The organism is Homoserinimonas sp. (assembly GCF_056262345.1).
Window position 1 is genome coordinate 1 of the sequence record NZ_JBACFR010000055.1, and the last position, 14,660, is coordinate 14,660.

At 63.6% G+C, this 14,660-nt stretch carries 15 protein-coding genes; all 15 read right to left on the bottom strand.

The window, feature by feature from the left end; genetic code table 11:
* Positions 1–621, bottom strand: a 621-nt coding sequence (locus AC062T_RS02740) for an FAD-dependent oxidoreductase (protein WP_476027166.1), incomplete at its 3' end; no start/stop codon positions are given.
* Positions 614–5,188, bottom strand: coding sequence for a glutamate synthase large subunit (gene gltB / locus AC062T_RS02745; protein WP_476027168.1), 4,575 nt, complete (start codon positions 5,186–5,188; stop codon positions 614–616). The genes AC062T_RS02740 and gltB, both read right to left, overlap by 8 nt.
* Positions 5,189–5,260: 72 nt before the next feature.
* Complete coding sequence (gene lgt / locus AC062T_RS02750) at positions 5,261–6,340, bottom strand: prolipoprotein diacylglyceryl transferase (protein ID WP_476027170.1); 1,080 nt, start codon at positions 6,338–6,340, stop codon at positions 5,261–5,263.
* A gap of 62 nt (positions 6,341–6,402) precedes the next feature.
* Positions 6,403–7,203 (bottom strand): tryptophan synthase subunit alpha, encoded by an 801-nt coding sequence (gene trpA, locus AC062T_RS02755; protein ID WP_476027172.1) that lies wholly within the window; start codon positions 7,201–7,203, stop codon positions 6,403–6,405.
* Entirely contained in the window at positions 7,200–8,411 is a 1,212-nt protein-coding gene (trpB, locus tag AC062T_RS02760; protein ID WP_108516497.1) for a tryptophan synthase subunit beta, read from the bottom strand. The genes trpA and trpB overlap by 4 nt, the downstream gene beginning before the upstream one ends.
* Positions 8,412–8,436: 25 nt before the next feature.
* Positions 8,437–9,207 carry an indole-3-glycerol phosphate synthase TrpC gene (gene trpC / locus AC062T_RS02765; RefSeq protein WP_476027174.1) on the bottom strand — a complete coding sequence of 257 codons (771 nt, stop codon included), beginning with the start codon at positions 9,205–9,207 and terminating at the stop codon, positions 8,437–8,439.
* A gap of 6 nt (positions 9,208–9,213) precedes the next feature.
* Positions 9,214–9,444: a DUF6704 family protein gene (locus AC062T_RS02770; protein ID WP_476027176.1), complete on the bottom strand. Its 231-nt coding sequence runs from the start codon at positions 9,442–9,444 to the stop codon at positions 9,214–9,216.
* Positions 9,445–9,478: 34 nt separating this feature from the next.
* Entirely contained in the window at positions 9,479–10,096 is a 618-nt protein-coding gene (locus tag AC062T_RS02775; RefSeq protein ID WP_476027178.1) for a Trp biosynthesis-associated membrane protein, read from the bottom strand.
* On the bottom strand, positions 10,089–11,615 hold the full coding sequence (locus AC062T_RS02780) for an anthranilate synthase component I (RefSeq protein WP_476027180.1): 1,527 nt from the start codon (positions 11,613–11,615) through the stop codon (positions 10,089–10,091). The genes AC062T_RS02775 and AC062T_RS02780 overlap by 8 nt, the downstream gene beginning before the upstream one ends.
* Positions 11,608–11,976 carry a phosphoribosyl-AMP cyclohydrolase gene (gene hisI, locus AC062T_RS02785; RefSeq protein ID WP_476027182.1) on the bottom strand — a complete coding sequence of 123 codons (369 nt, stop codon included), beginning with the start codon at positions 11,974–11,976 and terminating at the stop codon, positions 11,608–11,610. The genes AC062T_RS02780 and hisI overlap by 8 nt, the downstream gene beginning before the upstream one ends.
* A 9-nt stretch (positions 11,977–11,985) precedes the next feature.
* Entirely contained in the window at positions 11,986–12,747 is a 762-nt protein-coding gene (hisF, locus tag AC062T_RS02790) for an imidazole glycerol phosphate synthase subunit HisF (RefSeq protein WP_476027184.1), read from the bottom strand.
* Positions 12,748–12,754: 7 nt separating this feature from the next.
* On the bottom strand, positions 12,755–13,594 hold the full coding sequence (gene hisG, locus AC062T_RS02795; protein WP_476027186.1) for an ATP phosphoribosyltransferase: 840 nt from the start codon (positions 13,592–13,594) through the stop codon (positions 12,755–12,757).
* Between the two features lie 43 nt (positions 13,595–13,637).
* Positions 13,638–13,901 carry a phosphoribosyl-ATP diphosphatase gene (locus AC062T_RS02800; RefSeq protein WP_108516511.1) on the bottom strand — a complete coding sequence of 88 codons (264 nt, stop codon included), beginning with the start codon at positions 13,899–13,901 and terminating at the stop codon, positions 13,638–13,640.
* A 59-nt stretch (positions 13,902–13,960) separates the two neighbouring features.
* On the bottom strand, positions 13,961–14,335 hold the full coding sequence (locus AC062T_RS02805) for an FKBP-type peptidyl-prolyl cis-trans isomerase (protein WP_476027189.1): 375 nt from the start codon (positions 14,333–14,335) through the stop codon (positions 13,961–13,963).
* Between the two features lie 55 nt (positions 14,336–14,390).
* Positions 14,391–14,660: LysR substrate-binding domain-containing protein (locus AC062T_RS02810; protein ID WP_476027191.1), on the bottom strand; the 270-nt coding region annotated here is incomplete at its 5' end.

Below are 14,660 nucleotides of genomic sequence, written 5' to 3' on the forward strand. Positions count from 1 at the left end.
TTCTGCCTGCATCTGCTTGAGGCGGGAGTCGAGAACCTTCTTCTCCATTTTGAAGTCGGGGATGCCGTAGCGAAGGAGGCCACCGATGCGGTCGTCGCGCTCAAAGACGGCAACGGTGTGCCCAGCGCGGGTCAGCTGCTGCGCGGCCGCGAGCCCAGCTGGGCCCGACCCAACAACGGCAACGGTCTTGCCGGTCAGGCGCTCCGGCGGGTGGGGTTCGACCCAGTCGTTCGCCCACGCCTGGTCGATGATCGAAACCTCGACCTGCTTGATCGTGACGGGGGGCTGGTTGATGCCGAGCACGCACGAGCTTTCGCAGGGGGCGGGACAGAGCTTTCCCGTGAACTCGGGAAAGTTGTTGGTTGCGTGCAGACGTTCGATGGCCTGTCGGCCCTCTCCCCTGCGCATCAGGTCATTCCACTCGGGAATGAGGTTGCCGAGCGGGCAACCCTGATGGCAGAACGGCACCCCACAGTCCATGCAACGCCCGGCCTGTCGCCGGAGCGTTGCTGCGTCACCCTGCTCGTAGACCTCTTTCCAGTCCATGAGACGGAGAGCAACGGGACGACGAGCAGGAAGCTCCCTCTCGCGGGTCTTCAAGAATCCCTTGGGATCAGCCACCGGTAACCTCCATGATGCGCTCCCAGACGACGTCGCCATCGGGGTCAAGTCCTTCAATGATTGCGGCTTCGCGGGTAGCAATGACGGCGGCGTAATCCCGCGGCATCACCTTGACGAAGCGTTCGACGGTCTCGTCGATGTTGGCGAGCATCCGAGCGGCAACCGGTGAGCCGGTTTCGTCGCGGTGTCGCTCCAGCATGTCGGTCAGAATGACCACGTCGCCGCTACCCAGAGGCTGCAGCTCCAGTTCTCCTGTCGCGAGCGACTCACGGTTGACTCGCTCGGCCCGCAGGTCGTAAACGTAGGCGGTTCCGCCCGACATTCCCGCTCCGAGGTTGCGCCCCGTGGAGCCGAGGATGACGGCGAGTCCGCCGGTCATGTACTCGAGCGCGTGGTCGCCAACGCCCTCGACCACGCCGATAGCTCCGGAGTTGCGCACCAAGAACCGCTCGCCGACTCGTCCGCGAATAAACATGCTGCCCTGTGTTGCGCCGTAACCGATGACGTTGCCGGCGATCACGTTCAACTCAGCGGGGAAGACGCTCTCACGGTCTGGCCGGACGACGATGCTGCCGCCCGAAAGACCCTTGCCCACGTAGTCATTGGTGTCGCCCTCAAGCCGGATCGTGATTCCCGACGGGAGGAAGGCGCCGAGCGACTGTCCTGCCGAACCGCGAAGGTTCACCGTGATCGAGTTCTCCGGCAATCCCTGCGCACCGTGGCGAAGGGTCACGTGGTGACCCAGCATCGTGCCGACCGCACGCTCCGTGTTGCGGATGGGAAGGTCGATCGAAACCGGCTCTCCCCCATCAATGGTCGCCTGAGCCAGGCGAATGAGTTCGACATCGAAGTGCTTGTCGAGTTCGTGGTCCTGTCCGACTCGGTTCGTTAGCGGCTCATCCGGGCCAAAGTCCGGTCCGACAAGGATCGGGCTCAGGTCGAGGCCATCGGCCTTCCAGTGAGAGACCGCGCGATCCATGTCGAGAAGCTCGCGATGGCCGATTGCCTCCTCAAGGGTGCGGAAGCCGAGCTCCGAGAGGTACTCGCGGATCTCCTGCGCAATGAACTCGAAGAAGTTGACGACGTATTCGGCCTTGCCCGTGAACCGCTCACGCAGCTCGGGGTTCTGGGTCGCGACACCGACGGGGCACGTGTCGAGGTGGCACACGCGCATCATGATGCACCCTGAAACAACGAGAGGGGCCGTGGCGAAGCCAAACTCCTCGGCTCCCAGCAGAGCGGCAACGATAACGTCGCGGCCGGTCTTGAGCTGGCCATCGACCTGCACGACGACACGATCGCGCATGCCATTGAGCATGAGGGTCTGCTGAGTTTCGGCGAGACCCAGCTCCCACGGCGTTCCTGCGTGCTTCAGGGAGTTGAGCGGGCTCGCGCCCGTGCCGCCGTCATGCCCCGACACCAGCACGACATCGGCCAACGCCTTCGAGACTCCGGCCGCAACCGCGCCGATCCCATTCTGGCTCACGAGCTTGACGTGAACGCGAGCGGACGGGTTAGCGCGCTTGACATCGAAAATCAGTTGCTTGAGGTCTTCGATCGAGTAGATGTCGTGGTGTGGCGGCGGCGAAATAAGGCCGACGCCCGCAGTGCCGTGACGGGTGCGCGCGATCCAGGGATAGACCTTGCCAGCGGGAAGCTGGCCGCCCTCTCCCGGCTTAGCGCCCTGTGCCATTTTGATCTGAATGTCGGTCGCATGAGTGAGATACATGCTGGTAACGCCGAATCGGCCGGACGCCACCTGCTTGATGGCGCTACGGCGCTCGGGGTCGAGCAGTCGCTCGACATCCTCGCCGCCCTCGCCCGTGTTGCTTCTTCCGCCAAGACGGTTCATGGCGATCGCCAGGGTCTCGTGAGCCTCCTGGCTGATCGATCCGTAGCTCATCGCGCCTGTGTTAAAGCGCTTGACGATGTCTGCCACCGACTCGACCTCGTCGATCGGTACCGCGGGTCGCGAACCGGTTTTGAGGGCGAACAGACCACGCAGGGTCATGAGATCGGCCGTCTGGTCATCCACGAGCTTGGTGTATTCGCGGAAGATGTCGTAGCGGCGGGTGCGCGTTGAGTGCTGCAGGCGGAAGATCGTGTCCGGGTTGAACAGGTGGGGCGGGCCTTCCCTGCGCCACTGGTACTCGCCGCCCGTCGACAGACGCTCGTGCGCCCGCGACGTGCCCTCCTCGGGGTAGGCAGAGTAGTGGCGGGCCAGGTTCTCTGCGGCAACGGCTTCAAGACCGATGCCGCCGAGCTTGGTCGTCGTTCCCGTGAAGTATTCGGCGACGAAGTCCTGGGCAAGGCCGACCGCTTCGAACGCCTGAGCGCCGATGTAGGAACCAACGACGGAGATGCCCATCTTTGACATGATCTTGAGCACGCCCTTGCCGAGCGCCTTGATCACGTTCTTGACGGCCTTCTCGGCTGTCATCCCCGTAATTGCCCCGCTGCGAACAAGCTCCTCGGCCGTCTCCATCACCAGGTACGGGTTGATTGCCGAGGCGCCGTACCCAACGAGAAGGGCTACGTGGTGGACCTCGCGCACATCGCCCGCTTCGACGATGAGGCCGACCTTGAGTCGGTTCTCTGCGCGGATGAGGTGATGGTGAACCGTCGAAAGCAACAGCAGCGACGGAATCGGCGCGAGATCTTTGTTCGAGTCGCGGTCGGAAAGCACGATGAACTTTGCTCCGCGCTCCAACGCATCGTCCACCTCTGCGCAGATTGCCGCGAGGCGGTTGCGAAGCGCGTCTTTGCCCTCGTCGAAGCGATACAGGCCGCGGATGGTCGTGGTCGTTCGATTGCCCGGGGTCGAATCGATGTGCTGGATCTTGGCCAGCTCATCGTTGTCGATGACGGGAAAGTCGAGAGCGACCTGATACGCGTGCTCCGGAGTCGCATCCAGAAGGTTGCGCTCTGGCCCGAGGCCGCCGCGCAGGGAGGTAACGACCTCTTCGCGAATCGAATCCAGAGGCGGGTTCGTCACCTGGGCGAACTGCTGAGTGAAGTAGTCAAACAGCAGGCGTGGGCGCTCCGACAACACGGCGATCGGGGTGTCGGAACCCATCGCGCCGATCGGCTCTGCTCCGTTCTCCGCCATGGGCCGGACCAGGATTCGAACCTCTTCTTCTGTGTATCCGAAGGTACGCAGGCGGCGGGTTACCGATGCCGGGGTGTGCACGATGTGCTCACGCTCGGGAAGGTCCTTGAGATTGATGCGCCCGGCGTCGAGCCACTCCTGCCACGGCTTGGCCGCGGCGAGTTCACTCTTGATCTCGTCATCCTCGATTAGCCGACCCTCGGCGGTGTCGACGAGGAACATCTTGCCGGGGCGAAGACGTCCCTTGCGAACGACGCGGCTCGGCTCGATGTCGAGAACACCGATTTCGCTCGCGAGCACAACGAGCCCGTCGTCGGTGATCAGGAACCGGCCGGGACGGAGCCCATTGCGGTCGAGTGTTGCGCCGACCATGCTGCCGTCGGTGAAGACGAGGGCGGCTGGGCCATCCCACGGCTCCATGAGCATCGAGTGGTACTCGTAGAAGGCCCGGAGATCGGGGTCGATGTCGACCTGGTTCTCGTAAGCCTCGGGGACCATCATCATCATGGCGTGTGGGAGCGAACGACCCGAGAGGCTCAGGAGCTCCACGACCTCATCAAACGATGCCGAGTCGCTTGCACCGGGGCTGACGATGGGCATGAGCGGAGCAAGGTCGCCCAGCAACTCAGACGAGAGCTGAGATTGGCGAGCCCGCATCCAGTTGCGGTTGCCCTGCACGGTGTTGATCTCGCCGTTGTGCGCAATCATGCGGAAAGGCTGAGCGAGGGGCCATGAAGGGAACGTGTTCGTTGAGTACCGCGAGTGCACGAGGGCAAGACGCGAGGTGAAGCGCTCGTCGGAGAGATCGGGGTAGAACGGCTCGAGCTGGAGGGTCGTGACCATGCCCTTGTAGACGAGGGTCCGGCTGCTGAGCGAGGGAAAGTAAGAACCGAGCGTGCGTTCGGCCCGCTTGCGCAGTCGGAACGTGACGCGGTCGAGCTCGACGCCCGAAAGACGCTTCTCGTCGGCGGTTGCGTGCGCCGCGACAAACAGCTGCTCGAACGCCGGCATCGCCTGGCGGGCAAGGTTGCCGAGGTTGTCTGGCGAGACCGGCACAGTGCGCCAGCCGAGGACCTCGAGGCCCTCCTCGGCAGCCAACGCCTCGATGCCGCGCTTCTCCGCCTCGCGCTCCGAAGCGGATTCGGGCAAGAACGCCATGCCGACGGCATAACTCCCCATCGGCGGAAGCGGGAACCCTGCGACGGCACGAAAGAAAGCATCCGGGATCTGAGTGATGATTCCCGCACCGTCGCCGGTTCCGGCGTCAGAGCCGATGGCCCCGCGGTGCTCCAGATTGCGTAGTGCCTCTAGCGCAGTCTCGATGATGTCGTGCCCGGGTGTTCCCCGGAGCGTTGCCACCATCGCCAGGCCACACGCGTCGCGCTCCTGAGTGGGATCGTACAATCCGGACGCAGCGGGAATGCTGCTGAACCGGGTGAAGGGATTGGGATGCGACATGCAGGACCGTCCTCGAACAAAGTACTGGGACGGCGCTGGCCCGGGTGAACCCCTGCACCCGTGCTTGGGTTGCTACGGGTTCTGGGGTGAATTACTGGAGCCGCTTGTGGCGGACTGCTCTATGTGACCCGTCTCGGAATCATCGGTGGACGCGCCTACCACCTTGTAGTCGCTGTCATCATCCGAAAACGTGTGGTCAGAGTGTACCTCACCAGCGGGCACCCACGTGCGACCATCGGCGTATGGACTCGTTTCGAGGCCCGGATGCATGCGTCCCCGTACAACGATGATGATGAGTCCGAGAACGACAGCGGCGATAGCGGCCCAGACGTTCGTTCTAATGCCCCAGAAGATCTCGCTCGGATCGATGCGGATCGACTCCCACACAATGCGTCCAGCGCCGTACCACACCAGGTACAACCCGAAGAGGCGACCCCACTGGAGTCGGAATTCTCCCTGGGTGAAGCGGCCGGTAGTCGCGTTGCGGTGAATTCTGCGCTCGACGAGGAGCAAGACCGCGACACCCGCGAGGTTCCACAGCACTTCGTAGAGGAATGTGGGGTGGAAGAGCGTGTCGGCAGGTAGCCCGGGAGGGAAGGCCGGGTTGTCGGGGGAAATCTCGAGGCCCCACGGCAGATTCGTTGGCAGGCCGAAGAGTTCCTGGTTGAACCAGTTGCCGAACCGCCCGAAGGCCTGGGCGAGAAGCAGACCAGGGGCCAGCGCATCCGCAAAAGTCCAGAACTTGATTCCCGTGAGGCGGCAGCCAATGAGCGCGCCGACCGCACCACCGAGAAGGGCGCCGAAGATGGCGATACCGCCCTCCCAGACGTAGAGCACCGCCCACGGGTTAGCTCCTGCCGCGAAATAGTCGTCAGGATGCGTGAGCACGTGAAAGATGCGGGCGCCGACGATGCCCAGCGGCACTGCGAAGAGACAGATGTCGATGACGATCCAGGGCTCTGCGCCGCGCGCCGTCAATCGGCGGTTGGTAAGCCAGCCAGCGAAGAAGATGCCGACGAGGATGCAGAGGGCGTAGGCGTGGATTGAGATATCGAGCGAGAACCACTCGAGACCAAGGCTGCGAATCCACTCGCCGAGGTTGAAGACCCGCCAGCTGTCGTCCGGGCTGGGAATACTTGATGGGACGAACACTCTCGGGTTCACCTTTCGTTGAGGCTCAGGGCGAGAAGTCTCACGTTCTGCCCTGGGAGGAGTTAGACCAGACTAGTGCCGCGCGCGAGTGCACTCGCGGTGCGAACGAGGCCGGCGATGCCGTCTTCTGCCAGAGATTTAACGAGAACCGAACCAACAATGGCCCCGTCGGCGTAGCGCAGCACTTGATTGACCTGGTCCGGAGTTGAGATGCCGATGCCAACGCATGTCGTAGTGGACCCGGCGTCTGTCAGACGCGCCACCAGGGTGCGGGCTGCGGCATCCAGGTCAACGCGGAGGCCGGTAATGCCCATCGTTGACACCGCATAGACGAAACCGCGGGTCGCGGCGACGGTCTCCCGCAGGCGTGCATCCGTCGATGTCGGAGCGGCAAGAAAGACTCGGTCGAGACCTGTCCTGTCGCTTGTCGCGATCCAATCTGCGGCCGAATCGGGAGTGATGTCTGGTGTGATGAGGCCCGAGCCGCCGGCGGAGACGAGGTCGTCTGCGAAGCGGTCAACGCCGTACTGCACGACGGGATTCCAGTAGGTCATCACGAGGACAGGAACATCTACTCGCGAGCGGATTGCCTCAACGGCGGTAAAGACATCGCGGAGGCGAAAGCCCTGCTCGAGAGCCTGCTGCGTCGCCTTTTGGATGACGAGGCCATCCATGACGGGGTCGGAGTATGGCACTCCCAGCTCGAGAACATCAACGCCGTTTTCGGCAAGGGCAACGGCGGCGTCGATGCTCGTCTGCAGGTCGGGGAAACCCACAGGCAGGTAGCCGATGAGAGCGCCGGACCCGGCATCTCGCCGCGTGGAAATAGCCGCCGACACCGTCGGGATAGATGTCGTGGTCATTCCTGGCGTGCTCCCTCATCAAAAAGATCGAACCAACGGCCAGCGGTAGCAACGTCCTTATCGCCACGACCGCTGAGGTTCACGAGAATCGTGGCCTCTGGACCGAGCTCGCGCCCGAGGCGCAGTGCACCCGCGAGAGCGTGCGCGGATTCGATGGCGGGGATGATGCCCTCGGTGCGGCTGAGGAGCCGCAGGGCTTCCATAGCCTCGGTGTCGGTCGCTGGCTGATACTCGGCGCGACCGAGGTCGGCGAGCCAGGCATGTTCGGGGCCCACGCCGGGGTAATCGAGACCGGCCGAGATCGAGTGGGATTCGATTGTCTGACCATCGTCGTCCTGGAGGAGATAGCTCCTGGCGCCGTGAAGGATGCCGGGCCGCCCGCGTTCGATCGATGCAGCGTGGCGCTCGGTGTCGACTCCGTCGCCCGCTGCCTCAATGCCAACCAAGCGCACGCTGGGGTCATCGAGAAAGGCGTGGAAGATGCCGATGGCGTTCGATCCGCCGCCGACGCAAGCGGTGACGACATCGGGAAGCTTGCCGGTGAGAGCGAGGACCTGCTCGCGAGCCTCCTCGCCGATGATCTTCTGAAAATCGCGGACCATCGCAGGGAACGGGTGCGGCCCAGCAGCGGTTCCGAAAACATAGTTGGTGGTCTCAACCGAGGTGACCCATTCGCGATAGGCCTCGTTGATCGCGTCCTTGAGCGTTCGTGAGCCCGTCGTCACCGAGACGACCTCGGCACCGAGCAGACGCATCCGCGCGACGTTCAGAGCCTGGCGCTGCGTGTCTACCTCGCCCATGTAGACCGTGCACTCAAGCCCGAACAGCGCAGCGGCAGTAGCCGTCGCGACCCCATGCTGACCGGCACCCGTCTCAGCAATAACGCGGGTCTTGCCCAATCGCTTGGTAAGGAGGGCCTGGCCAAGCACATTGTTGATCTTGTGCGACCCCGTGTGGTTGAGATCTTCGCGCTTGAGAATGATGCGCGCGCCGCCAGCGTGCTCGGCAAAACGCGGCACCTCGGTAATGATCGAGGGCCGCCCCGTGTAGGTGCGGTGCAGCTCGGCAAGCTCGGCCTGAAAATCAGGGTCCGTGCGCGACTGCTGCCACGCTGCGGTGATCTCGTCGATCGCGGCCACAAGAGCCTCCGGCATATACCGGCCCCCGTACTCGCCAAAGTACGGGCCTGACTCGTCACGAAGTGCCATAAGAGATGTTCCGATCGTTCGGCGGCTAAGCCAGAAATTCCTGCAGTGTGCGCATGGGATCACCCTGGGTGACCAGCGCTTCACCGACAAGGACTACGTCGGCACCGGCAGCGCGATAGTGCGCCACGTCGTCCGAGGTCTTGACGGCGGACTCAGCGACGCGGATGACGCCCGAAGGAATCTGATCCGCAAGGCTCCCGAATAGGTTCTGATCCAATTCGAACGTGCTGAGGTTGCGAGCATTAACGCCGACCAGGCCAGCGCCGATATCGAGAGCGCGGGCGACCTCGTCGGAACTGTGCGTTTCGACCAAAGCGGTCATTCCGAGCTGCCTGATGAGCGTGTACAACGACTGCAACCGCTCCTGTTCCAGAGCGGCCACAATCAAGAGAACGAGGTCGGCTCCCGCAGCCCGCGCTTCGAAGACCTGGTAGGGATCTCCGATGAAATCCTTTCGAAGCACGGGAATCGAGACCGCGGAACGAACCGCGGCGAGATCCTCAAGCGAACCGCCAAAACGGCGGCCCTCCGTCAACACGCTGATTGCGCTGGCGCCGCCGTGCTCATAGGAGACAGCGAGGGCAGCTGGGTCGGGAATGTCGGCCATGGCCCCGCGCGACGGACTCGCACGCTTGACCTCGGCGATAATCTTGACCCGATCGGCGGGGGCTAGGGCTTCTAGAGCATCGATTGCCGGGCGCTGATTCAGCGCATCAGCCTCGACTGCAGCCAGAGGTCGCAGAACGCGTCGCTCGGCGGCGTCGGCGATGGCCCCGGCGAGGAGATCGTCAAGCACTGCGGGTCAGTGATCCTTGGGCGTGTAGCGCGATCCGCCCACGCCATAGCCAGCGCGGGACATGATCCATCCGACGATCGCGCCGACGACGAGGAGACCAGCTGATGCCACAACCAAAATGGGCTGGTCGAACCAGAATGCGACCGTGCCTGCCGTGAAGGCGATGAGCATGATGATCACCGCGGTCCATGCTGCCGGCGAATGTCCATGGCCGGGGTCTGCGTATTCGTCGCTCACTGAAACTCCTTCTGAGGTACTGATGGAAAACACTCTATCGTGCGTCTGTGGTGCCGGTTGGGTCGTCGCCCGCGCTCAGGCTGTCCCAGTCAGAGACGGGTGAGCTTTGCGGTGCGGACGAACCGCCCTGAGGTGAGGTTGGTGGGGTTGCGTCAAAGCGCTGCGACGCGCCTGGCCAGCGACGCGCCGTGAGCGCGACGAGCACTCCGGCAGCGACGACAATGAGCGCACCACCGAGCGCGAGATACGGCCACGGCGCCACGGTCAGGCTCTGTGCCAAGAGTCCAGCGGCGTGCCCTTCCAAGCCCGTTGCCGTTGCAATGGCGGGAAGGGATGCAGCCAGAGGGTCGACAAGCGCGGCCACCGCCGAGATGCCCATTGCGATGCCGATTGCGATCTCGATCACCGCCAGAATCACGCGGAGAACCGTCTTGGCAATGGCGAGCGCAGCCGTGAGTGCGAGCGCCGCAAGACTGAGAGCGGCCAGGGCAGGCGCTGCGGTCTCCCCCATAACCTCGATCGAATCTGCCAGCGCTGCACCCGGCACGAGGTCGATCGTGAACCACACGAGCGCCCAACTGCCGAGCCCCGCTGCGGCGCCCGCGAGAGTCAGGAGAAGAGCAAGGGGCTTAGCCCACCGCAGATCAACCATTAGGAATGCGTTTCATCGCGTTTGCGACGGCGACCGCCCGAAGCGGCGCGGCAGCCTTGTTTCTGGCTTCCTGATGCTCCGAGGCTGGGTCTGAATCGGCGACGAGTCCAGCCCCTGCCTGCACCCTCGCAACGCCTTGAGAGATCGTGGTGGTGCGGATGGCGATGGCCAGGTCCACATCGCCGCCGAGCCCGAAATAGCCGACAACGCCGCCATACAGGCCTCGCTGGGCAACCTCAAGCTCGTCGATGATCTCGAGAGCCCGCGGCTTGGGCGCCCCAGAGAGCGTGCCAGCAGGGAACGTTGCGCGGAATACCTCGAGCGGCGAAACACCGGCGCGAAGGTTGCCCTCAACACTCGAGACCAAGTGCATGATGTGGCTGTAGCGCTCAACCTGCATGAACTCCGTGACCTCGACGGACCCGGGGTCGCACACCTTCTGAAGATCGTTGCGAGCGAGGTCGACGAGCATCAGATGCTCCGCGCGCTCCTTGGGATCTCCCAGCAGATCGTCGGCAAGGGTCGTGTCGGCCTCGGGAGTGGCGCCTCGCGGACGCGATCCGGCGATGGGGTGGCTGAACACGCGGCCATCTTCGACCTTCACGAGCGCCTCGGGCGACGACCCGACAACCCAATACGGCTCGCCATCGACCCCGGCGAGAGCCAGCAGATACATGTACGGGCTGGGGTTCAGAGTGCGCAGAACCCGATAGACGTCGATAGGTTCCGCGATGGCGTCATGGTCGAAGCGCTGCGAGATAACGACCTGGAAAACATCCCCATCGCGGATGAACTTTTTGGACTTCTCGACGGCGGCGAAGAAATCTTCGGGCTGGATGCGCGGAGTGGGCTCAGGCGCGATCGACAGGTCGACCTCGGCGAGCCACGCCTCTGAGGGCTGGGCCAGCTTCTTCTGCAGCGCATCAAGACGGCCCTGCGCGTCGTGCCAGAGAGCATCCGCGGTATCGACTCCATCGTTCAGAGCTGCCGCGACAAGCAGCACCGAACCGGTACGGTGATCCATCACCGCAAGCTCCGAGACGAAGGTGAGCGCCTGGCCGGGAATGGCGTAATCGGCAGGCGGGGCATCGGGCAGACGTTCGATCTGGCGTACTGCCTCCCAACCGATGAACCCGACAAGGCCCCCGGTCAGCGGCGGATGCCCGGCAACCTTGGGGGTAGCCCAGCGACGATGAAGGTGGTCGACCGCGTCGAGAGGCCCAGATGGCCAGGTCTCGCCCAGAGCGCGGTCAGCCGAAAGCCCGTAGTCAATCCACCGCGCGCGGCCCTCGTCGCTCGTGAGAACCCCGAACGATCCGATGCCAATGAACGAAAAGCGCGACCAGATGCCGCCCTGCTCCGCCGATTCCAGCAGAAAGGACCCGGGGCGACCATCCGCCAGCTTGCGGTAGATGCCCACGGGAGTCTCTCCGTCGGCGAAGAGTTCACGGATGACCGGAATTACCCGGTGGTCGGCGATAAGCGAGTCAAAATGCTCGCGGGTCGTTGAATCATTCATCGTCTGGATGTCCAATGGCGGGGTCGAGGGGGTCGACGTCAAAGCAGCGGCGAGCCCCAGTGTGACAGGCCGCCCCAACCTGATCGACGGTCACCAGCAGCGTGTCGGCGTCGCAATCGAGAGCGGCCCCTCGCACGTACTGAACGTTGCCCGAGGTATCGCCCTTGCGCCAGTACTCCTGGCGAGATCGCGACCAGAACGTGACGCGACCCTCCGTAAGGGTTCTGCGCAGCGCCTCGGCGTCCATCCAGCCCATCATGAGCACTTCGAGGGTGTCATGCTGCTGAATGATGGCCGGCAGCAGACCGTCCGAGTTGAACTTGGCTCGGGCGACTACGGCTGAGGCATCGGTGGTCGACATTGTGGATTCCTATCTCACCGGAAGGCCGGCAGTGCGAAGGCTGTCTTTGACCTCTCCGATGGTCAGTTCGCCGTTATGAAAGACCGATGCGGCCAGAACCGCATCCGCCCCGGCCTTAATGGCGGGAGCAAAGTGCTCGACGGCGCCTGCTCCCCCGCTGGCGATGACCGGCACGGAGCTGATCTCGCGCATCGCGGCGATCAGCTCGAGGTCGAAGCCGTTCTTGGTGCCATCGGCGTCGATCGAGTTGACCAGAAGTTCGCCGGCCCCCCGCTCGATCGCCTCTTGTGCCCACGCGAGTGCATCCAGATCTGTTTCGGTGCGACCGCCATGGGTCGTGACGACGAAGCCCGACGGTGTGCGGTCCGACCGTTTGAGGTCGAGCGAAAGCACGAGGGCCTGAGCGCCAAACCGGTCTGCAATCTCAGACAGAAGGGCTGGCCGGGCGATAGCGGCGCTGTTCACTCCGACCTTGTCGGCGCCATGACCCTGGAGACGGGACACATCATCCGTGGTACGGACGCCACCACCAACGGTGAGAGGAATGAACACCTGCTCGGCCGTGGCCTGGACGACGTCGTACATCGTCGACCGATTGTCGACGGTCGCCGTCACATCGAGAAAGGTGATCTCATCCGCGCCCTGCTCAAAATATCGGGCCGCAAGCTCTACCGGGTCGCCAGCATCGCGCAGATTGAGAAAGTTGACGCCTTTGACCACGCGACCCGCGGCCACATCGAGACAGGGAATGACGCGAACTGCAAGAGACATGTTGCTCCTAGAGACGCGCTGCGTGGATCGGGCTGACCAGGATCGCGCGCGCACCCAGGTCATAAAGCTGATCCATGATGCGGTTCATGCCGGCGCGTTTGACCATGACTCGAACGGCAACCCAGTCCTTGTCGCGCAGCGGCGAGACGGTGGGCGACTCGAGGCCGGGTGTGACCGCCGCGGCCGCCTCGACAAGCTCGGCGGGCAGGTCGTAATCCATCATCACGTACTGCCGTGCGACGAGGACGCCCTGGAGGCGTCGGTGGAGTGTCGAAAGCCCAGGTACGTCGGGGCGGGCTCCGATAAGCACGGCACTCGACTCAAGAATGACGGGGCCGAAGATCTCAAGGCCCTGGGCCCGAAGAGTTGAACCGGTCGACACGACATCGGCAACGGCATCGGCAACGCCCAGTTTGACGGCGGATTCGACTGCGCCATCCAAACTCACCAGCTTGGCCGTGACTCCGTGCTTGGCGAGAAAGTCCTCCACGAGCCCCGGGTAGCTTGTCGCCACCCGAACTCCTTCGAGGTCCGAGAGGGATGTGAAGCGGTTTGCTGGACCTGCGAAGCGAAATGTGGAGTCACCGAATTCGAGACTCGCGATCTCGGCAGCAGGAGAGCGGGAATCGAGAAGCAAATCGCGACCGGTAATGCCGACATCCAGCGCGCCTGAGCCGACGTAGGTGGCGATGTCGCGCGGTCGAAGATAGAAGAACTCAACGTCGTTGAGCGGGTCGGCTACCGTAAGGGCGCGGGGGTCGCGGCGACCGGCATAACCAGCCTCACGCAGCATCTCTGCGGCCGTTTCGGAAAGCGATCCCTTGTTGGGAATTGCGATGCGAAGCATGTTTTTCTCTCTGTAGGTGATCTAGCTCGGCGAGGGGCGACGATCACAGATGTCGGTAAACATCCTCGAGCGTCAGGCCCTTGGCAACCATGAGCACCTGCAGGTGGTAGATCAGCTGGGAGATTTCTTCTGCGGCCTCAGCGTCGGATTCGTACTCTGCTGCCATCCATACTTCGGCGGCCTCTTCGACGATCTTCTTGCCGATCGCGTGCACGCCGGCATCGAGTTCTGCGACAGTGCGCGAACCCTCCGGCCGGGACAGGGCCTTCTGCCCGAGCTCTGCGAACAATTCGTCGAAGGTTTTCACAGGCTCAACGTTACTAGGTGCAGAAGGCCCGTCCGGCACAGAACGGGAGTTAACGCCGCTTAGCTCACGCCGAGCAGGTCGATCACGAAGATCAGGGTGCGACCCGAGAGGCGGTGCCCGCCACCGGCGGGACCGTAGGCGAGGTTGGGAGGGCAGACCAACTCGCGGCGGCCACCAACCTTCATGCCAGGAATGCCCTCCTGCCATCCGGCGATGAGGCTGCCGAGGGGAAAGTTAATGGACTGGCCGCGGCTCCACGAAGAGTCGAACTCTTCGCCCGTCTCGAGGTCGACCCCGAGGTAGTGCACGTCGACGGTCGATCCGGGCTGCGCCTCGGCGCCGGTTCCGACCTCAATGTCGCGGATGACGAGCTCTGTTGGCGCCTCTCCGTCGTAGAAATCGATTTCTGGTTTGGTGCGGTTGAATTCACTCATCCCCCCATCCAAGCAGATATGACGGAGGCGGAGTCGAGCAGACAAACTGATGTGGCTAGGGCGATAGCTGAGCCGCAGTGCGCTGCAAAGCATCCCTGCAGGCAATCACTCCTGGGCTGCGCACGGTCGCCCTCCGCACGGCAGTGAAGATGGTGCGGCGGGGCTCGCCTGCCAAGGGAACGAGAGTCGCCGTGATGTCTCTGGCCGTCCAGACGAGGTCGGGCAGCAATGCGACGGCATTGCCTGACTCCACGAACCGGATGTGCGCCTGCAGGTCTGCCGTCTCAAACCGCACGTCTGGCTCGAAGCCTGCCTGCCGGCACGC

Bases quoted from the DNA above. Each gene is read 5' to 3' on its own strand.
- gltB (WP_476027168.1), bottom strand. From the start codon at position 5,188: ATGTCGCATCCCAATCCCTTCACCCGGTTCAGCAGCATTCCCGCTGCG.
- trpA (WP_476027172.1), bottom strand. From the start codon at position 7,203: ATGACCACGACATCTATCCCGACGGTGTCGGCGGCTATTTCCACGCGG.
- trpB (WP_108516497.1), bottom strand. From the start codon at position 8,411: ATGGCACTTCGTGACGAGTCAGGCCCGTACTTTGGCGAGTACGGGGGC.
- AC062T_RS02775 (WP_476027178.1), bottom strand. From the start codon at position 10,096: ATGGTTGATCTGCGGTGGGCTAAGCCCCTTGCTCTTCTCCTGACTCTC.
- AC062T_RS02780 (WP_476027180.1), bottom strand. From the start codon at position 11,615: ATGAATGATTCAACGACCCGCGAGCATTTTGACTCGCTTATCGCCGAC.
- hisI (WP_476027182.1), bottom strand. From the start codon at position 11,976: ATGTCGACCACCGATGCCTCAGCCGTAGTCGCCCGAGCCAAGTTCAAC.
- hisF (WP_476027184.1), bottom strand. From the start codon at position 12,747: ATGTCTCTTGCAGTTCGCGTCATTCCCTGTCTCGATGTGGCCGCGGGT.
- hisG (WP_476027186.1), bottom strand. From the start codon at position 13,594: ATGCTTCGCATCGCAATTCCCAACAAGGGATCGCTTTCCGAAACGGCC.
- AC062T_RS02805 (WP_476027189.1), bottom strand. From the start codon at position 14,335: ATGAGTGAATTCAACCGCACCAAACCAGAAATCGATTTCTACGACGGA.